The 20,808-nt window shown below is 28.8% G+C and carries 17 protein-coding genes; 8 read left to right on the top strand and 9 right to left on the bottom strand.

Annotated elements, in window-relative coordinates; genetic code table 11:
* Window positions 1-179: 179 nt before the first annotated feature.
* The 7 genes from B9N53_RS02345 to B9N53_RS02315 form a co-directional block, all read right to left on the bottom strand.
* On the bottom strand, window positions 180-1,652 hold the full coding sequence (locus B9N53_RS02345; protein WP_094203512.1) for a hypothetical protein: 1,473 nt from the start codon (window positions 1,650-1,652) through the stop codon (window positions 180-182).
* Complete coding sequence (locus B9N53_RS02340; protein ID WP_242432388.1) at window positions 1,636-2,919, bottom strand: sensor histidine kinase; 1,284 nt, start codon at window positions 2,917-2,919, stop codon at window positions 1,636-1,638. Before B9N53_RS02340 ends, B9N53_RS02345 begins: the two co-directional genes overlap by 17 nt.
* A 122-nt stretch (window positions 2,920-3,041) precedes the next feature.
* Window positions 3,042-3,731: a response regulator transcription factor gene (locus tag B9N53_RS02335; protein WP_035109453.1), complete on the bottom strand. Its 690-nt coding sequence runs from the start codon at window positions 3,729-3,731 to the stop codon at window positions 3,042-3,044.
* Between the two features lie 36 nt (window positions 3,732-3,767).
* Window positions 3,768-6,671 carry a UvrD-helicase domain-containing protein gene (locus B9N53_RS02330; protein WP_094203510.1) on the bottom strand — a complete coding sequence of 968 codons (2,904 nt, stop codon included), beginning with the start codon at window positions 6,669-6,671 and terminating at the stop codon, window positions 3,768-3,770.
* Window positions 6,664-9,342, bottom strand: a complete 2,679-nt coding sequence (locus tag B9N53_RS02325) for a PD-(D/E)XK nuclease family protein (RefSeq protein WP_094203509.1) — start codon at window positions 9,340-9,342, stop codon at window positions 6,664-6,666. Before B9N53_RS02325 ends, B9N53_RS02330 begins: the two co-directional genes overlap by 8 nt.
* Complete coding sequence (locus tag B9N53_RS02320; protein ID WP_094203508.1) at window positions 9,335-10,954, bottom strand: nucleoside kinase; 1,620 nt, start codon at window positions 10,952-10,954, stop codon at window positions 9,335-9,337. The genes B9N53_RS02325 and B9N53_RS02320 overlap by 8 nt, the downstream gene beginning before the upstream one ends.
* Entirely contained in the window at window positions 10,951-11,913 is a 963-nt protein-coding gene (locus B9N53_RS02315; RefSeq protein WP_094203507.1) for an RluA family pseudouridine synthase, read from the bottom strand. The genes B9N53_RS02320 and B9N53_RS02315 overlap by 4 nt, the downstream gene beginning before the upstream one ends.
* A gap of 60 nt (window positions 11,914-11,973) precedes the next feature.
* On the opposite strand from B9N53_RS02315, the gene B9N53_RS02310 reads away from it, so the two are divergent.
* Window positions 11,974-12,363: a hypothetical protein gene (locus tag B9N53_RS02310; protein WP_094203506.1), complete on the top strand. Its 390-nt coding sequence runs from the start codon at window positions 11,974-11,976 to the stop codon at window positions 12,361-12,363.
* On the opposite strand, the gene B9N53_RS02305 is transcribed toward B9N53_RS02310, so the two are convergent.
* Together B9N53_RS02305 and B9N53_RS02300 are read right to left on the bottom strand one after the other, a co-directional pair.
* Complete coding sequence (locus tag B9N53_RS02305; protein WP_094203505.1) at window positions 12,364-12,894, bottom strand: DUF6648 family protein; 531 nt, start codon at window positions 12,892-12,894, stop codon at window positions 12,364-12,366.
* Window positions 12,895-12,996: 102 nt separating this feature from the next.
* Window positions 12,997-13,995: an asparaginase gene (locus tag B9N53_RS02300; protein WP_094203504.1), complete on the bottom strand. Its 999-nt coding sequence runs from the start codon at window positions 13,993-13,995 to the stop codon at window positions 12,997-12,999.
* 142 nt (window positions 13,996-14,137) lie between these two features.
* Between B9N53_RS02300 and B9N53_RS02295 the strand changes: the two genes are divergently transcribed.
* From B9N53_RS02295 to B9N53_RS02265, 7 genes are all read left to right on the top strand, one after another.
* A complete protein-coding gene (locus tag B9N53_RS02295; RefSeq protein ID WP_094203503.1) occupies window positions 14,138-15,073 on the top strand; it encodes a substrate-binding domain-containing protein in 936 nt (311 codons plus the stop codon).
* 206 nt (window positions 15,074-15,279) lie between these two features.
* Complete coding sequence (gene pstC / locus B9N53_RS02290; protein WP_094203502.1) at window positions 15,280-16,149, top strand: phosphate ABC transporter permease subunit PstC; 870 nt, start codon at window positions 15,280-15,282, stop codon at window positions 16,147-16,149.
* The gene (gene pstA / locus B9N53_RS02285) at window positions 16,139-17,014 is read left to right on the top strand and encodes a phosphate ABC transporter permease PstA (protein WP_094203501.1); all 876 of its coding nucleotides are present in this window, start codon (window positions 16,139-16,141) and stop codon (window positions 17,012-17,014) included. The genes pstC and pstA overlap by 11 nt, the downstream gene beginning before the upstream one ends.
* On the top strand, window positions 17,014-17,766 hold the full coding sequence (gene pstB / locus B9N53_RS02280; RefSeq protein ID WP_002836199.1) for a phosphate ABC transporter ATP-binding protein PstB: 753 nt from the start codon (window positions 17,014-17,016) through the stop codon (window positions 17,764-17,766). Before pstA ends, pstB begins: the two co-directional genes overlap by 1 nt.
* 14 nt (window positions 17,767-17,780) lie before the next feature.
* On the top strand, window positions 17,781-18,437 hold the full coding sequence (phoU, locus tag B9N53_RS02275; protein WP_094203500.1) for a phosphate signaling complex protein PhoU: 657 nt from the start codon (window positions 17,781-17,783) through the stop codon (window positions 18,435-18,437).
* Window positions 18,434-19,102 carry a response regulator transcription factor gene (locus B9N53_RS02270; protein ID WP_094203499.1) on the top strand — a complete coding sequence of 223 codons (669 nt, stop codon included), beginning with the start codon at window positions 18,434-18,436 and terminating at the stop codon, window positions 19,100-19,102. The genes phoU and B9N53_RS02270 overlap by 4 nt, the downstream gene beginning before the upstream one ends.
* Window positions 19,102-20,805 carry a sensor histidine kinase gene (locus tag B9N53_RS02265; protein WP_094203498.1) on the top strand — a complete coding sequence of 568 codons (1,704 nt, stop codon included), beginning with the start codon at window positions 19,102-19,104 and terminating at the stop codon, window positions 20,803-20,805. The genes B9N53_RS02270 and B9N53_RS02265 overlap by 1 nt, the downstream gene beginning before the upstream one ends.
* Window positions 20,806-20,808 lie beyond the last annotated feature (3 nt).

Below are 20,808 nucleotides of genomic sequence, written 5' to 3'. Positions count from 1 at the left end.
TCAGGCGTAACTATTTTATCATAGGAGGTTGTATTTTGCTTGAAGCTAAAGCTAATGTCTTCCACCTGCATAGCAGGTGGTTTTTTATTTCGCTCACTTCGTTCGCTCAACACACTTAAGTGTACAAAAAAGAAGTAGATAATTTCCTGCATTATCTACTTCTTAATTCTGGTTAAATTTTATTGTCTTAAGTTAGTAATAAATGATGATGGAATTTTGTCGTTGTTTTGAAATTCTTTTTTCCACATTTCGGCATAATTTCCTATTGCCCATTCACTCATTATAATTGAATCATCTTTCGTAATTGGAATACTTCCTATTAATTTATTATCGTTAGAATAATCGTAAATTAATATTTCATCTGTCGTTTGAACTATTAATATTCTCTTATCAGGAGAAGAATAAGCATCTATAGCACTACTTTTTAAATTTTTAATAGATTGCCAATTCATGGATAATTCATCTGGTGATAAATTCAAATGCGATACGATATTTAGAATTACATTTTTCAATTTAACTTCGTTATTTTCTTTGAATTTATATTGTGTTTGATAATTCCATTTACCAGAATTTCTTACAATTCCAATATTTTTGTAATCTTCATTCTTATCGTTCGCAGTAATTTCGGAATTAGAATCTGTTGATTCTTCTGCAATGGAATTCTTCAATACATTTACAGCTTCTTTTCCTCCGATTTGGTCTATATTCAATTCGTTATTATTACTCATTTTATCGATGTCATATATTGAATAATCTTCGAATTGATCTTTTATTCTCATAATTGAAATATATTCTGGACCAAGGTATGTTATTTCTGCAGATGAGTCAAATTCTAATTTTTTATTTTCCTTAGAATTATCGCCTGAATAAACTGGCTTAGCTAAAAATTGCTCTACATAATTATTATCAAACTCATTCTTTTTGTATTCCATAAGCCAAAATCCATTTTTCCTAGGGAAAAATAATGCTGATGTCTGATAAATCTGTGCACGGTTTTTCTTATCAATGTCTAACAAAATAGTCCTATAAGAAATATCTGCTTTTTCATTTCTTACAACTTTATTTTTGATTCCAATTAAAAGAGCAATATTTTCTTTGTCTTTTAAATTATTTCCCTTATTTTCATAATATTTACTTTCATACGTCGACTGGTAATTTTCAATAAAAGTTCTGCTAACTTTGTTTTCTGTTTTTTTCATGTAATAAAGTACACCGTTGTATGGTAGTATTATATTGTTTTTATCCATTACAACAACATCTTGATAAAACTTGCTACCATCAGAAATTGTAATTACCATTTTTTTATCTTTTGAAAATTTCTTACTTAGATTTTCGTCGCTTGTTTTTTTAGTTAGATAATTTTGCAAACTTACAAATTTGGACGAAAATTTGGGATTTATGGTGAATCTTTTTCCGAAAACAACTATAGATTCATCGACATAAAGTTTACCTATTTCATCTGAAGCTTTGGATTTGGAATCAGAAAAACTTTCTTTCTTATCAATTTGCCACACACCTGCTGCGACCAATAAATTATTTTCAGGAACTTTGATATTTTCAACTGCAGATTGTTCTTTGTTTCTGAACATTATGAAAACAATCAACAAAATTAAAACTATCGTACCTACCAATATACTAGTTGTCTTTTTCATTTTCATCATCTCCTAATGGCAATGTAAACGAAACTGTAGTTCCTTCATCTAACTTAGATTTAATCATCAATTCTCCCTTGTGAAGTTTTACTATTTCTTCACAAATAGAAAGCCCCAAACCTACATGTGAATTGGAATTGGATCCTTTGTAGAATTTACCAGTTACAAGTTCTATTTCTTCAAATGAAATTCCAATTCCAGTATCTATTATGGAAATTTCTGCAAATTTCTCAGTTTTTTCGATATTAATAATTATCGTTCCCTTTTCTGGGGTAAATTTTATAGCATTATCTAAAATATTAATGAAAACTTGCTTGATTCTATCTTCGTCAAATGTAGCGATGAGTTCTGGACTTTCATAATTCAATATCAAATCAATTCCTTTAGAACGAACTTTAGGGAGCAATTGGTTTTTTATACGTTCTGCTAATTCAATTAAGTTTTGTTTTCTTTTTACGATTGAAATTCTTCCAGATGTAAATCTTGAAAAATCTAGTAACTCCTCAACCATATTTGTAAGTCTGTCGCATTCGCTATCGATTATGTCTATTCCCATTGTTGTTGTTTCTAAATCTGACGGATCGTATTTTAAAGTTTGCGCCCACCCTTTTATAGATGTTAATGGTGTTCTCAATTCATGTGACACACTTGAAATAAATTCGTTTTTCAATTGTTCTTTCTTGTTAATATTGTCCGTCAATAAATTCAAAGTCATTCCAAGTCTTCCAATTTCATCTGTGTCATTTTCTTTTGCTCTTACTTCCATATCACCCTTAGCCATTTTTTCGGCAGTTTTTGCAAGACTATTTATAGGTTTGATTATGCTTTTAGTTAAAATTTTACTTAATAAAATACTGAATAATATTACCAAAAACCCGAACAAAGCAAACGATACGGACTTCACTCTTATTGCCCTGTCTACTTCTTTTAAACTTGAAATGTATCTTAAAACTCCCACTTGTTTTCCTCTGGATTCAAGTGGAACAGAAACAGAAATAATATTTGAATCAGAATAACTAACTTTTCCTGTGTATCTTCCACTTTGACCATTTATTGCGCTTACTACATCTGATGTTTCTATTTTTTCTCCCAAATTAGGACTTGCAATAGAGTCAAATACAACGACTTGATTATTGTCTAAAATTTGCACTTGGCAGTCAGTTTGTCTGTAAAACTGGTTTTTGTCTTCGGCAATTACTTCATCTAGTTCATAATCTGCCATATAAGAGCTGTACAAATTTGTCGAATATCTTATTTCGTTGTTCAAAACGCCTTCCATTGTAGAATAATAATAAAACTTAGTAGCATAAATAGAAAATATAACAAGTATTATCGCGGTAATACTTGTTAAAAATACAAAGGAATACATTATTTTGTTTTTAATACTCATTATTTTTTATTTTCCCATCTGTAACCAACTCCCCAAACCGTTACAATATATTTTGGATGAGTTGAATCTTCTTCAATTTTGCTTCTCAATCTTCTCATATTGACATCAACAATTTTAGCATCACCTATAAAATCTTCGCCCCATGCTTTATCCATCAATTCATCTCTAGTAATTGCTTTACCAGGATTTTGCATCAAAAGCTTTATTATGTTAAGTTCGGTTGGAGTCAACGTAATTTCTTTTCCATTTTTATAAAAAGTTCTTGAATACATATCAAGTTTGAATGTTTCATCTTCAATAATTTGACTATTATTTTGTTTTTGCGGACTTCTTCTCAAAACGGATTTTATTCTAAGTATCAATTCACGTGGATTAAATGGTTTGGTCAAATAATCGTCTGCTCCTCTTTCAAGTCCTTCAATTTTATCGTTATCTTGAGTTTTTGCAGTCAACATTATAATAACAATATTCGGAAATTTATTTCTTAAAATTTTGCAAACTTCAAATCCGTCAATTCCAGGAAGCATTATGTCTAAAACAGCAACGTCTGGTTTGTTTAGTTCTGCTAGTTCTACGCCTTTTTCTCCAGACTCAGCTTCCAAAATTTCAAATCCTTCTCTTGCTAAATTTATTTTTGTAAATTGTCTTATATTATCTTCATCTTCTACTAAAAGAACTTTAATACTCATATCACACCTCATGTATTATTATAACCCATAATTTAGCTAATTCAATTGATTTAAATAATTGTTAAGAAAAACTTCAACCTCTTGTTCACAATTTTTGTCGTAAATTTTTTCAATGATATATCCCTTTCTCAAATTCACAAGAAACATTTTAATATTTTTATTGTATTTTTTATTCAAAACATAAGAATAAAACTTCAATTGCATGTGATATTTTTCGTACAAGTATTCTTGTGATTGTGAACTTATTTTATAATCATAAACTTTTATTTCTTCATCACAGAATTCCACTCTGTCCATAAATCCTGATATCATTAGATTTTCGTACAGCAAATTAAAATCCATTTCATTTTTATAATTTGAAAAATCTGTTATCAATTGATTAAAGTTTTTCGTTGCGACATTGAAAATTTTCTTCTCATCTTTATTTAAAAAATCTACTTCCTTAATACATGGAGAATTTACTCCGTCAGATAATTTCGCATACATGTGAACCAGATTACCAAGCAATATATAATTTATTGAAGATTGTTCTAGATTGCTATCGAAAATTTCTTCATTATAATTCAATATACTCGTAATACCAATTGGAATGAGTTTTTTAATTTCTACATTTTTGGGCTCTATTTTATCGAATTTTGTATCTATTGTCTCTAATATAAAAGGTTTCTCCATTAATTCCAAAAATTTAATACTTCCTCTTTGTTGCAAGTCTTCAATGTATGGACTTATTTGCTTAAAATGTCCCGATTTTTTAGAATTAGAAAATGATAACTCTTTTTTCGCACGCGTGAATGCCGTATAGTACACGTTGTCAACTTCGTAATCTTCCTCTTCTTCTATTAATTTCTTAACTTTTGTCATTCTGAATTTTGAAAAAGGAAAATCTAGTACGAATTGCATCTGAATGTTTTCGTTGTCTATAAATAATAGAAATTTATCTTTGTTAATTGATGGTTTTGACAAATTATCCACTATAACCTTACCAAAACCCAACCCCTTTGATTTGTGAATAGTCATAAGTTTTACCAAATCACTGTGTTCATCTTCAAAAGACATTTGATATAAGTTAGTATTATTTTCAAAATAATCTACAAAATCTTCTATATTATAGTTGTTGGAATCAAATTGCTTTGCAATTTCCAAAAATTTAATCACATTTGCCTTTGCTTGAAGTTCGCTAAATAAACCTAAGTAATCAATCTGTTCAATATAATTAGATATGGAATCGTAAATAGTAAATTTTGTAAGATTTCCCGTAAATTCCTCTACTTGTTTATCAATTATTTTCATAGTTGATTGATATTTTTCCGTTTGATTCAATATTTCATTGTAATCCACATCATAAACATTAGATAATATTCCGACTTTGCTTATTTCATCGCCATATCTTGCGTATTTTATGAACTGAATCAGATTTAATATTTCTCTGCATTCTTCCAGTCCTTGTTTGTCGAAAATATAATAAGGAATATTTCTGTTATTCAAACTTTTTTCGTATTCCAAGAAATCATTCTTAGTCCTAGCTAAGATAGCAGTGTCTTTAAAATTATCTTCATTAATGCAAGAAACCAAAATATCAGTAGATTCATCTTTTGTTTTTGCATCCTTATTGTTGAGCTTGAATTCATCTCTACCAATTACATCTCCCACTTCATTAACTGCGACTAAACTATCGTATCGATCCTTCATTTTATTGGAATAAATGTAATTAATAGGCTCCATTATATTTGGATGAGTTCTATGGTTTTCATAAAAAGTTATATCTTTTCCGCCACTATTTTTGATGTCTTCTCTAGTTTTTTCAAATACTTTAATGTTCGCTCCTCTAAAACTATATATAGCTTGTTTAGGGTCTCCAACTACAAAAAGATTGTTCCTATCCAAATCCTCTTTATCACTGCATAACATATAAAAAATATCTCTTTGTAGATTTGATGTATCTTGATATTCATCTATCATAAAATATTTGTATTTTTCTTTACAAGATTTTAAAATATTTTCATTTCCCAGAGCTTTTTTGCACATTATTTCAATATCATTAAAATCTAAAAAGCTTTTTTCATTCTTTTTTATTGAATATTCTCTGTTAATTTCTATCAAAATATCGAAAAACCCTTCATATAAATCTACATATTGTTTTTCTTTATTGGAAAGTATAGCGTCAACTCTTTTATTTATTTCATCAATTATTTCTTGAACATTTTCTTTCTTGCTCTCTCCAAGATTGTCAAAACTTTCTAACAAAAATCTAGTATATTCTGGAATTTCCAAATTTTGTTTATCATCATGCAAAAACTTATATAGTCTACTATTTTTCGTAAGTCCTTTGATATTATCCGATTCTTCTCTTAGATCAAATAGATAACTTTTTATTCCGATAATGTCCTCATCGTCAATATTTCTAAGATTCGTTAGTTGAAGAATTGTTTCTCTTTTAATAACTTCAAATTCGATGTTATTCGTCCTTAATTTATTGAAAGAATCTCTGATAATTTTAAGAGTATCTGAGTATGAAATATCTAACTCACTACCAAGTTTCTTGATAAAATCAATTCTATTTTCTAGGATTTTATCAAAAATGTCATTAATCATTTTGTTAGCTTGATCGTCTTCTATGATTTGAAAGCTAGGATCTATGGATAAATAGTACGAATTATCCGATACTATTTTTTTGCAAAAAGATGAAATGGTGGATACATTTATGTCATCAATTAGTCTAGGATTGTTTAATTTTTGAATAATTCTATCCTTCATTTCGTCAGCAGCTTTGTTGGTAAAAGTTATGCACACGATACTTTTGATATCAATACCATTTTCGTACATATATCTAAATCTTTCAGAAACTACCTCTGTTTTACCAGTTCCTGCACCTGCATTTACACACACGTTTTTGTCTATAGTAGAATAAGCTAATTTTTGATTGTCGCTGAATTTAATCATTACTAGCTTCTCCTTCTGTGTTTTTTAACTTGCAAATTTTATTATAATCACAATATTTACAAGAATTGTCATCACTTGCTTTTACAAATAATCTTTTACTTCTTATATTTTCTCTGAATTCTTTCACTTTTTGAATCATAATCTCATCCAACTGATCCTTAGAAATATTTTGAAGATATTCATATTCTTCATTATCCTTAATGCTTTTATATTTGCAACTTACAACATCGCCGTATGAAGAATATATTGCAAATTGAAATCCTTTGTTTTTGTCCAAATCTTTTACTTTTCTGAAACTATTTTTCGATAATTTATAGTCTATTAATCTAATCTTACCTGAATCTGTTCTATCAACTCTGTCAATTCGTCCAATAAATTTAGTGTTTTCATCCAAGCTTACAATAAAATCTTCTTCTAATTTATATGGATAAAACTTTTCAGATTCGTTTTTCATATTGTAAATGTCAGATATGACAAAATCCTTGAGTTTGTTCAAATATTTTTCGTAATCAAATTCATTTTCCTTTATATCTGTGTTTAATCCGAACTTTTCAAATGAATTTTTTAGCAATTCATCCAAACTTGAAACATCTAACTCACATTTGCCATCTATCGCATCTCTTATTTTGGAATTATTGATTCCATAAAATTCTTCCAATGTGTTATGCAAAATAGTTCCGATATCCAATTGTCTAGACTTTATTTGCGGTTTAAGTTTCAAATAATATCTAAAATAGAACTTCATTGGACATTCAAAATATGTTTCTAGTTGAGTTGAAGATAATTCTTTCTTCAATATATATTGTGTTGTTTTGTCATCCACTTCAAAATCAGAAATATCCTTTGAAGATATTCTGTTTTCTATTCTATTCAAATGTTGTTTTAGAGAATACTTTTCATAAGCTGACACACTATGAAGTTGTTTAGTGTCAATTTTTTTGATATTTTTCGTGTTAATTTTCCTTATTTTTTGATTTGATTTTACGTTTTTATCCAAAATCAACCTTGATTTGATGCTACTTTCTGTATTGTAAGACAGATATATTTTTTTATTCGCTCTTTTTAAAGCGTCAATGATTCTATCAATATTTCTCTTTCTATTATCTGCGTCTGACAAAATATCGATCCCTTTTTCTTGTAAGAATTCTATATTTTCTTCATTATTAAAGAAATCGTAATTAATTTTGCCTGGAATTACATCATCATTCATATTAACCACGTATAAAACATCGTAGTTTGAAAGTCTAATATCAGTAAGGGAATAAATTCTAATTCCATCAACTAAATAATCTGTAGAATCAACCTTCAAGTTTTTTATCAAATCCATCAAATAAGAGTTAATATTTTTTGATTTTTTAACAAGTTCAGCATAAGTTTTATCCAAATCTTCAAGGATTATCAAAAGTTTTTCAGAAAACAAAGTAAATCCTGTATCATCACTTTCTTTCTTTTGAATTAATGTTATAAGATTAGACAAAACATTAGAATCTGTTTCTATAAATGATAAATAATACGATTTAATATCTTTTAGAATTTGCAAATTAGTTTCATAATTCACATTTACTTTTAATATTTTTTCTAAATCTTCCCAACTATCAAACTCAAAATCCGCCAATATATTTCTGAAAGTGACTTTATCCTTCAAATCAAATTCCAAAAAGCAGCTATCCAATGTAGAGAAAATATATTGCTTTAAAGTTTTCGTATTATCTAGTAGGTTAATTATATCTAAGAAAAATTTGTAGTCACGATACGAAATATAATCGTCTCCAAAAACTAGGATATCGTGTAGTTTCAGTGAATTAAGTATTTCCCTTTTTGAAGAATCTTTTTCTAAAAGAATTGCCATTTTGTTATAATCATAGGTGTATGAATCTTTTGATATTTCATCGATTAGTCTGTCTTTTTCTAAAATTTCATTGGTTAATTTAACTACCTTTTTTTCTATAAATTTATTTGGTTTTGATTTTTCATCATTTTGAATAGCATCAAATCCAATATCTTTCAATTGATTTACTAACTTACTTTTGTATTCATTATAATAATCCACGAAAATATAAACATTTACATCGTAATTTTTCAACTGCTTTATTACTTCCAATTCAATTGGTCGAAACTCACTAAATCCATGAATGTAAATATCCTTGTTTTTTTGAAGATTAAGATTTTTTGTGTTATAGGCATCAAATTTATCCAAAAGATTATTTTGTTTCATAATGCTTTGGTATTTATCATACACTTTGCTCAAAATATTCAAGCTAACATTTTGACTAGAAATCTCTTCAAGTTCATCTATTTTTTTATTTGAATACTTACATGCAGATATAAATCTTTTGGATGAATTTATCATTCCATTAGAATTGAAAAATTTATTATCATCAAACTCACCTTCATCGATAAGTTCTTGAATTGCTAGTCTCAAAATAAGGTCTGTCAAATATGTTGAAATATCTGAAGCATTCACTAAATCGTCAATAGTCCAAATCTTCACGTCGCATAGCACTGATTGTTCTTTTAGAAACTTATTTCTAATATTTTTAATTAGCTTTCTATTTGGCAAAATCAAAATAAAATCAGTATTACCATTTCTAATTTGATTTTTTAAGTAAGATATATTTTCATCAAAAAGCTTTGAAGAATTTGAATTAGTGTACACAATTCTCTTATTCATTATAATCTCCTATGAATTCTTGTAAAATTGAGTTTTTAGGGACTATTGAATCGTTCTTTATCTCTATAAAATAGTTCAAAATCGATTTTAGCCTTTCAATCTCTGTAAAGTTTGGACCGTTTTTGTCGTAATTCTCCACTAATTTTAAGACGTATTTTTTCAAAATATTAATTTCATAAATTAATGAGGAGTCTATTATACTGTCTGCTTCGTTTTGATATGGAAAAACATTAATATATTCAGCAGCGTGAACTCTTGGCCACTCAGACAATGTATCGTCTACGCTTTTATCTCTTTGAACGAAATCTCTTACCATTCTTCTCATAAGTCTCATATCTGTAGTTGATATTCTATTGTGACAATCAATACTTAGTTGTGTCAAGGCTGATACATAAATTTTGTATTTATCCTTGTCTGGTACTAGACTTGTAAGTTTTGGATTAAGTCCATGAATTCCTTCCACAATTATGATTCCATTTTTGTCCAATTTTGTGTAAGTATCACCATATTCTCTTTCGCCTGTAATGAAATTATAAATTGGCAAATTAACATAATCGCCTTCTAATAATCTCATTAAATCTCTGTTAAATGTTTTTAAATCAAGCGCATTAATCGATTCGTAATCCCTATTGCCGTCTTCATCCAAAGGAGTGTCGACTCTATTTACAAAATAATTATCCATCGAAATTGGAATAGGATTTTTGCCTCTTACAGCTAATTGCACAGAAAGCCTTTCAGCCATTGTAGTTTTTCCAGAAGATGACGGCCCAGATATTTGAACTAATCTTGCATTGTTGTAAATAATCTTGTCGGCAATATATGAAATTTGATTTTCAAAATAAGCTTCATTTACGCTAACCAAAAAATCCATATTTCCATCCTGAATTTTTTCATTCAAGCTTCCTACATAACCAATATCCAACATCTCAGTCCATTTTTTTGATTTAGAAAATATTTTTGAAAGAGCTTTTTGTTCTTTAAATTCAGTAAATTCACCAGTTCTGCTAACACTCAATGCTACTCCAGGAAAATAATTGATAAGTTTGTAGTGTTTCAAAAATCTCGTAAATGGAGCTACAAATCCTTCTATTCCAAAGTAATGATTGTGACATTTGTACAAATACACTTCATCCTTTTCTAAACTTTTTAGTAGTCTTGATTTTTGAACGTATCCTTCCTTTTCAAAAATATCAAAAGCTTCTTTTCTGGAAACTTTTACTCTTTCAATTCTAAGATTTTGATTAATCAAATCATCCATTAGTTCTCTGATTTCTTCCAAATCTCTAAAATGAATTTCGTTGTTATTTTCGAATTCAAGATACATATAGTCTCCAATTGTGTATTCAACTACTAATTGATCTTCGGGAAATTTTATTTTAAATGCCAATAACAGCAGCAAAATTCCTGTTTTCATCAATGTGTCTTGTGAATAAATGTTGTTTTCATTTACAAACTCAATCGTATCTCCATCATCTACACTACTCATAATATCAACAAGTTTATTGTTTTTTAATGCAACAATACTATCTTCAAATCCACATTGAATGCCATAATCATATATCGACTTATCTTCATATTCATAAGTTTTATTGTTGTTAATTATCTTAATCATATTTTACTCTCCAAATCGTTCAATATCTTCTCAAATAAATCATCTCTTTTGCTTTCAAAAACCATAGATTCATATTTTTGATATTTTTCCATTTTTTCTGGAAATATTAGCTTACACGAATGTAATAATTGAAAATTCAAATCGTACTTATTTTTGAAATATTTATTAACATCTCTGTTTCCATATTTAATATCTCCAATTATGGGGTGATTAATGTGTGACAAATGAGCTCTAATTTGATGAGTCCTGCCCGTCAATAAATCGACGTTGACCAGCGAATATTTTCCGAAATTTTTCACATTCCATACTTTTGTCATACTTTTCTTTCCACTAGAATTTATCACAGATTTGTTCTTATCGTTATCTTTTTCTAGCGCCAAATCAATTGTTTGGTCTTTGAGGTTACCAACCACAATAGTTTCGTAAATCTTAGTAATTTCGTGTTTTTTGAATAAATCATTAAAATATTTCAAGCTATCATAAGTTTTTGCTCCTACAACAATACCAGAAGTATTTCTATCCAATCTATTTACCAAAGCTGGTGTAAATGTGGAGTTTTGCGTTGGTGTAAACTGTTTTGTTTTTATCAAGTAACTTACCATCATATCCACTATGTTTTTCCCATAATCTTGAGGATTAGCTGCGTGTGATAATACCCCTGTTTTTTTATTAATCAATATCAAATCATCATCTTCATAGATTATATCCAAGTTAAAATCCTCAGCAGTGTATACTTTATTATCTTGATATTTTTCAATAACTTCATCGTACAAATAAATATTTACCACATCGTCAGTTTTCAAATTGTAGTCAGGTTCTGTCCTTTTTTTATTAACTTTTACTTTTTTAGTTCTGATAAGTTTTTGGATATGATTTTTGCTCATTTTTGGCATCAATTTCATAATAAACCTATCTACTCTTTGGTTGCTATTTGAATTATCTATATTTATATGTCTCATCATTGCTCCTATTTGAAAAATTGTTAATAAATCATTATAATTTAATAAGGAAGGTGAAAAATGAAAAATTTTATTGATACAATAGTAGACTTTATTTATAAATTTGCAAAGCTTTTATTATTATTGCTCATTCTAGTAGTTACAACATTGTATGTTTACAAAACAATTGATTCAATGTTTTCCAAAAACTATACAAGTTCTCAAACTTACTCAAAGGATTTAAAAATCCAACAAGTTACCGAAGAGGTTAAAGACATTGAAGTCACAATTCCACCTGAAGCGAAAGACTTAGATGTGTCAAAGATTTTAATCAGCGGAAACATAATTACGAATGAACAAGAATTCTTAGATTACTTAAAACAAAACAATGTTACTGCTTTTAAGGATGGCAATTACAAATTAAATAAAAATATGACTACAGAAGAAATAGTAAATCAAATAAAGAAATAATTAATATCCCTTATTGACATAAGAATCGATAAGGGATTTTTTCTTTATTGGTTCAAAAACATTATTTGCTATCAAATGTTGTTTGATATTTTCATTTATTGTGTGAAAAATCATCTTCTCATAATCTTTGAGAACAATTTCAAAAAGATTATCCCTCATTCTGTAGGACAAAATGTCTATGTAATAAGCTTCAACATTCTTGTATTCTATCAATTCCAAAATCTTTAAAATTGTATTATCTTTTTCTAGGTAATAGTTTCTGCATTTATTTAAAGATGCAATATACTTTTTAGGTTTTTTGTTTTTGTATTTGTTAGCTATTGTATTGTATTCCTTTGCTTTTAAATTATAATATTGATAATTAAAAACCCCCTCGTTTACTGTTCTAATATCAGTGAAAGGTCTTAGATTAAAACTATTAATCAATACGTTATTTCTTGAAATAAATTCCTGCTTTGATATTTTCTCTTCATCTAACAAATCAATCAATTCATTTCTTTTTTTTACATAAAAATCTACATTTCTTTTCATAATTTTCCTCTAACTAAATTATAATTCATATCTCACACTTTTCAAAATTTACAAATAAAAAAGCGGTAAAATATTTTGAAAATTATTTTACCGCTAATATTCTTATTCTATTATTGAAATATCGTGATTTATAATTGAGTAAAATTCGTCTTGAATTTTTTGAATATCTCTGTTGTGCTTTCCCATAACATACATCATTTTACACACAACTGATTCTAATGTCATATCTTTTGATTCCAAAACATCTAACTTTTCTCTAATTCTCATACCAACTTGATACACTCCAATATCTGATCCTTCTTGTGGAACTTGAGTTGTCATTACAATTATTTTATTAGTTGAGTATCGATCCATTAATCTTAGAAATTCTTCAGATATTCCTTCAGGCATTCCACCAACTCCATAACTTTCTACGATAATACAGTCGTATTTTTCGAAAATATCTTCTAATATATCTGCTCTCATTGATGGAATTAATTTCAACAAATATACGCTGTCATCTAGTTTGTCATAGAATTCTACAGTATTATCTGACTTATCATCAATATATCTTAAAACTTTTCCATCATGAATTATTGCAATCAGTGGATAATTAATAGAATCGAATGCATCAAAACTTTTTGTTCTAACTTTTCTAGCTCTATTTCCACAAATAGCTTTTCCATTGAACACTATATTGACACCGTGTGATTTTTCTTTACTAGCAAATATCAATGCATCTATTAAATTATTCTTTGCATCTGTAATATCATTTGAAATTGATTTTTGAGCACCTGTTATTACAATTGGTTTCGGGCTTTTTTGAATTAAATACCCTAACGCAGATGCAGTGTATGCCAAAGTATCTGTACCATGTGTTATTACAAACCCATCGTAATTATCGTAATTTTCTTTTATAGTTTGTTTGATATGTAGCCAATGCTCTGGTTTTATATCTGTTGAATCAATACTGAATAAACTTATTGTATCCAATTCAAAATCAAATTTCTTAAATTTTACATATTCTAATATATCTTTTGCTTGAAGACCTGGTGCTAATCCTTTATCTGTAGCAACGGAAGCTATAGTTCCTCCAGTTGTAATTAATAGTAGTTTTTTCATACAACCCTCCTAGAAATAGTATAACACTTTACTTTTAAAAATTGTAAACAAATAACTTTACATACAATTTACAATAATATTATATGAATTTTAAACATTACATGTATTCTATTAGTGAATTAAATATGAAAGGATGATTTATTTGAAAATCAAAAAATTTATGTTAGTTGCTATGATGCTAGTATTTGGAGTATTCATGGTAGCATGTGCAAAACAAGATGATGGAAAAACATCAGACAACTCAAACAAAACAGAAACTACTTCTACAGATTCTAAATCAAACGAAAGTGCTGGAGGAGAAATCCACGTAGTATCAAGAGAAAATGGTTCAGGTACTAGAGGAGCTTTTACAGAAATCACTAAAATCTTAGAAAAAGGTGCTGACGGTAAAGAACAAGACAAGACAGTTTCTTCTGCAATCGTACAAAACAGTACTAACGCAGTTATGATGACTGTAGGTCAAGACAAAGACGCTATTGGATATATTTCATTAGGTTCATTAAACGACAAAGTTAACGCAGTAAAAATCAACGGTGTTGAAGCAACATCAGAAAATGTTCAAAAAGGAGACTACAAAATCTCTAGACCTTTTAACATTGCTCACAAAGGAGAACTAAAACCTCTTCCAAAAGATTTCTTAGATTATATTCTTTCAAAAGAAGGACAAGAAATTGTTAAAAAAGAAGGTTATGAACAACTTCCTGAAGAAGCTAAAGCTTACAACAAAAATTCTCAAAAAGGTAAAATCGTAGTTGCAGGTTCAACTTCAGTTTCTCCATTAATGGAAAAATTAGCAGAAGCTTATAAAGCAATGTATCCAGAAGTAGAAATCGAAATCCAATCAACAGGATCTTCAGCTGGTATGAACTCAGCTATTGAAGGTGTATGTGATATCGGAATGGCTTCAAGAGAATTAAAAGACAAAGAAAAAGAACAATTAAAAGCTCAACCTATCGCAATTGATGGTATAGCAGTTATAGTAAACAAAGAAAATACAAAAGCAACAGATTTAACTCTAGAACAAGTAAAAGATATCTTCACTGGTAAAGTTAAATCTTGGTCTGAAATTTCTAAATAATTCCTCTCAAAAAGCAGATCTCTTATGAGGTCTGTTTTTTATTTTGAAAGAATTTATTTTACATTTGTAAAATGTAATGTTTCCCTATTTCTACAGTTTTTTATTTTTTAACTCGAAAAACTTTACATTTAATTAACATTATTATCGCGTTAATTTTACAAGCTCTTGATAATATTAAAGTGAAAAAAATAAAGAAAGGATTTAATATGAAAAAGAAATATTTATCTGAATCAATAATGAAATACGTATTTTTAGTATCAGCATTGACTTCTATCTTTGCAATAGTTTTAATATGTTTTTTCATTTTTGGTGAATCAATGCCTTTTATAAAAAAAGTTGGCTTAACTAATTTTATATTTGGTAAGGATTGGGCTCCGGTCGATGTTCCTGCCCAATTCGGTATACTTCCAATGATTATCGGTAGTATTTATGTAACTATTGGCTCCATAATTATAGGAGTACCAATTGGAATCTTTACAGCGATTTATCTTGCAAAATTCTGTCCAAAAAAATTATATAATTTTTTGAGACCTTGTATTGACCTAATGGCTGGTATTCCATCTATCGTTTATGGTTTCTTCGCCTTAATGGTTATAGTTCCAATGATTAGAAAGGCTTTTGGAGGAACTGGTATGAACATAGTCACAGCTTCTATTCTTCTAGGAATTATGATTTTACCAACTATAATCACTTTGTCTGAAAGTGCGATAAATACTGTTGTAGATTCTTATTATGAAGGAAGTGTTGCACTTGGAGCTAGTCACGAATTAGCTGTAATGGGAGTTGTAGTTCCTGCTGCAAAATCAGGTATATTATCATCAGTAATACTTGGAATTGGACGTGCCATCGGAGAAACAATGGCAGTTTATTTAGTTGCAGGAAATCAACCTGTAATAGCAAAAAGTATATTCTCAGGAACGCGTACTATGACAACTAACATCGTATTGGACATGGCTTATGCGTCTGGTGCTCATAGAGATGCTTTGATTGCAACTGCGATGGTATTATTCGTATTTATACTTTTAATAAATCTAGCATTTAATTTGATTAAGAGGGGTGTAAATAATGAAAAATAATTCTATTGATGTATCGACAAATAGTTTAAAAAACTTAAGAAAAAATAAAACAAAAAGTAGAATTATTAAAGGTTTTATTTATTTGATGGCTTTTATTACATTAGCTGTATTGTTTTATTTAATTATTTACATGTTAGTTAATGGTATTCCCCATTTGAAACCTAGTATGTTCTCAAAACACTATACTTCCAAGAACGTATCAATGATGCCTTCAATTAAAACTACTGTTATGTTAGTTTTATTGACATTATTAATTGCAAGTCCTATCGGAATATTTACAGCAATTTATTTATCTGAATATTCCAAGAAAACTTCAAAAGTAGTTACTCTTATCAGACTTGCAACAGAAACATTATCTGGTATTCCATCAATTGTTTATGGTTTATTCGGTATGTTGTTATTCGTTATGAGATTAAAGTTTAGATATTCGTTGATATCTGGTGTTCTTACAATGTTCATTATGGTACTCCCATTAATAATTAGAGCCAGTGAACAAGCATTATTATCAATCGATGACGAATTAAGAGCTGGAAGTTATGCATTGGGAGCCGGAAAGTTGTATACTATAAGAAAGGTATTACTTCCTGTAGCAATGCCTGGTATTATGGCAGGTATTATCCTTTCAATAGGAAGAGTTGTAGGAGAAACAGCTGCTTTAATGTTTACATTGGGAACAGATCCTCGTGTACCTACTAGCTTATTACAGTCTGGAAGAAGTTTAGCGTTACACATGTATGTATTATCTTCTGAAGGATTCCATGTGGAAGAATCTTATGCAACTGGAGTTGTGTTAGTAATTTTAGTTTTAATAATAAATATTGTTTCAAATTTAATAGGAAAAAAATTGACGAAAGGAAGTAAATAATGTCTAAGATAAGTATAAAAGATGTTGATTTATATTATGATGATTTTCAAGCCCTAAAGAAAATCAACATGGAAATGAAATCAAATGAGATCACTGCTTTTATTGGACCTTCTGGTTGTGGTAAGTCTACAATGCTTAAATGTCTAAATAGAATGAACGATCTTATTGATGGATGTCGAATCGAAGGTTTAATAACTTTAGATGGCAAAGACATATACGATAAAAATTACGATGTAAACTTGTTGAGAAAAAGAGTTGGGATGGTTTTTCAAAAACCTAATCCATTCCCTATGTCTATTTATGATAATATAGCTTACGGTCCAAGATTACACGGAGAAAAAAACAAAGCAAAATTAGATGAAATTGTAGAAAAATCTTTAAAAGGTGCAGCAATCTGGGATGAAGTAAAAGATAACTTGAAAAAGAACGCACTTTCAATCTCAGGTGGTCAACAACAAAGAATTTGTATCGCAAGAGCGTTGGCTGTTGAACCTGAAGTGTTATTAATGGATGAACCTACATCAGCTCTTGACCCTATCTCAACAAACAAAATTGAAGATTTATGCCAAGATTTGAAGTCAAAATATACTATAATAATGGTAACTCACAATATGCAACAAGCTGCTCGTATTTCAGATAAGACAGCATTTTTCTTGACAGGTGAAGTTATAGAATTTAATAATACTGATATACTGTTCTCAAAACCTGAGGATAAAAGAACAGAAGATTATATTACTGGTAGATTCGGTTAAAAAGAGGTGGTATTATGAGAAAATATTTTACGCATCAATTAGAAGAATTAAAACATAATTTAATTTTTCTTGGAGCTAATGTCGAAAGGCAAATCGAACAAAGCACTTATGCTTTGGAAACTCAAGATTTAGAAATAGCACAAAAAGTTTACGATTCTCAAGAAACTATTTATGAAATGTCAAAAGAAGTTGAAGATACTTGTTTGAGACTTCTTACTACACAATCCCCTGTCGCAAAAGACTTGAGATTTATTTCATCAGCACTTAGAATTCTTTCTTGTATGAGTAAAATCGGAAACCACGCACAAGAAATTTCAGAACTTGTTATGTTAATTGGTAAATCACAACTTCCAAAAGATTTAACAATGATAAGATCCATGGGCAAAAGTGCTCAAAAAATGCTTGTAGAAAGTATCAACGCTTTTACTGATGATGATATTGAATTGGCATATTCTGTAATCAAAAAAGATGATGAAGTCGATGAACTTTTTGCTCATTTCATGGAAGAATCCATAGAATTAATTAAATCTGGTTGTGAAAACCCTGAACAAATTATCGATTTAATTCAAGTTGCAAAATACATTGAAAGAATTGGCGATAATGCAGAAAGAATCGCTACGTGGGTAATATTCTCAGTTACTGGCGAAAGATATGAGGAAAATGCACAATGATTTGTTGCGTAGAAGATGATAAAAGCATAAGAGAACTAATTATCTACGCACTTAATAATGAAGGCTACGATGCAATGGGATTTGGAGACTACAGTGAATTCAAATCCACATTGTATTCTTCTAGCATAGATTTAATCATTTTAGACATTATGCTTCCAGGAAAAAGCGGACTCGATATTTTAAAAGAAATAAGAAATAACGAAAAAACAAAAAGTATCCCAGTAATGATGCTTACTGCCAAGACTACGGAATACGATAAAATAGTAGGACTTGATAGTGGCGCTGATGATTATATGATAAAGCCATTTAGTATTATGGAACTACTAGCAAGAGTCAGAGCACTACTTAGAAGATCCTCATTAAGTAAAACAAAATCAAAAATCATCTATAAGAACATTGAATTAGATTATGATAAGAGAACAGTTAGTGTCGATGGAGAAAATGTAGAATTAACTTACAAAGAATTTGAATTATTGTATTATCTCCTATCAAATGTTGGAAAAGTTTTGACAAGAGAAAATATCATGACCAAAATTTGGGGATTTGACTTTGAAGGAGAATCACGTACAGTTGATGTTCATATAGCAACCCTGAGACAAAAACTTAAAAACGCTTCCAGCATAATCAAAACTATAAGAAATCTAGGATATAAAGCTGGTGAATGATGAAAAGAAGAATTTACACTAGAATTTCTCTTGTAATTATAATAGCTTTAGCAATTGGATTAGGTTTACAGACATTTATATTCTATAATTATAACAAATCCAAAGAAGAAACTTCCCTACTGCGTCAAATACAATACGTGGATTCTATCAGTGATAATAGTCGCGATAAGACTATTACCAATATAAAAAAGATTAAGAGGATTAATCCTACTAATCGATTTACAATAATTGATGAAGGTGGGAATGTTGTATATGATACTGATACCAATGTAGATTCTTTGGATAATCACTCTAACAGAGAAGAAATACAAGATGCCAGAGATTCAAAAATTGGATCAATAACACGTAAATCTGATAGTTTTGATAAAAGCATGTATTATGTAGCTATTCTTCAAGGTAATTCTGATGTTCTTAGAGTAAGCTGCGAATCTGCTAGTTTTTTGAAAACTATTTTAGATTTATTACCATATACCCTATTGATATTAGCGTTATCTTTAATATTATTAATCGATATTAATAGAAGACAAATAAGACAAATATTGGATCCTATCGAAACTATTGCCAATGAATTAGATGATAACATCGTAAATGATAAAGAATCAAAATTGTTAGAACAACCTGTTTACAATGAGCTAATACCTTTTATCAATATAATTAGACGCAAGAATGATACAATAAAAAAATATGTAGATGAATTAGAAGAAAGATCAACTACAATTAAAACTATTACAGACAATATGAGAGAAGGTCTTATCTTACTTGATAAAAATATGAATGTTTTATCAGTTAATAAGTCAGCTGAGTTTTTGTTTGGTGCATCTGATTCTAAGTATGAAGGCAGACCTTTTATTTCATTAAACAGAGATTTAAAAATTCATTCTGCTATTAAAGATGTAATATCAACTAAAACAGCTCATCATATAAATATTGAAATGCAAGGAATTCTATTATCAATGTACATTGCGCCAGTATTGGATGAAGATAACATCAACGGCGTTTTATTGTTCTTAGTAGATGAAAGTGATAAAATCAAAGCCGAAAAAAGAAGAAGAGAATTTTCAGCAAATGTTAGTCACGAATTAAAATCTCCTCTTACTTCAATTAACGGATATGCTGAAATGATAGAAAACAACATGGTTAGTCCAGAAAACGTAAGTAAGTTTGCTACAATAATACACCAAGAAGGATTGAGATTATTGGAGTTAATAGATAATATTATTAAACTTTCCAAGCTTGATGAATCGGGAGATAACATAGAAAAAAGTTTATTCAATCCAGAAAAAATAATTGATGAAATTATCAAATCCAACCAAAATAAATTGGATAGTAAACAAATTGAGCTTGTTACAGATTTACAAGAAAATTGCTTGATATATGGAAACGAAAATTTAATTAAGGAAATGATTGAAAACTTAGTTACAAATGCAATCAAATACAACAAGATTTCAGGCAAAATTAAGATTTCAATATTCAAAGAAAATGACAAAACAAAAATAATCTGTGAGGATACTGGAATCGGTATAGCTGAAAAATATCAAAGTAGAGTGTTTGAGAGATTCTTTGTTGTTGACAAATCACGTTCTTCACAAGAATCTACAGGACTAGGACTATCAATCATCAAACACATCGTTGATATCCACAACGGATCCATTACTCTTGAATCAAAGTTAGATGTTGGAACAAAAATCACAATAACGATTTAAATA

Origin of the sequence: Finegoldia magna (genome assembly GCF_002243175.1) — a bacterium.
Classification (GTDB): domain Bacteria; phylum Bacillota; class Clostridia; order Tissierellales; family Peptoniphilaceae; genus Finegoldia; species Finegoldia magna_J.
Note: the sequence above shows the minus strand (reverse complement) of the source record. Positions and strands in the feature narration are given on the sequence as shown.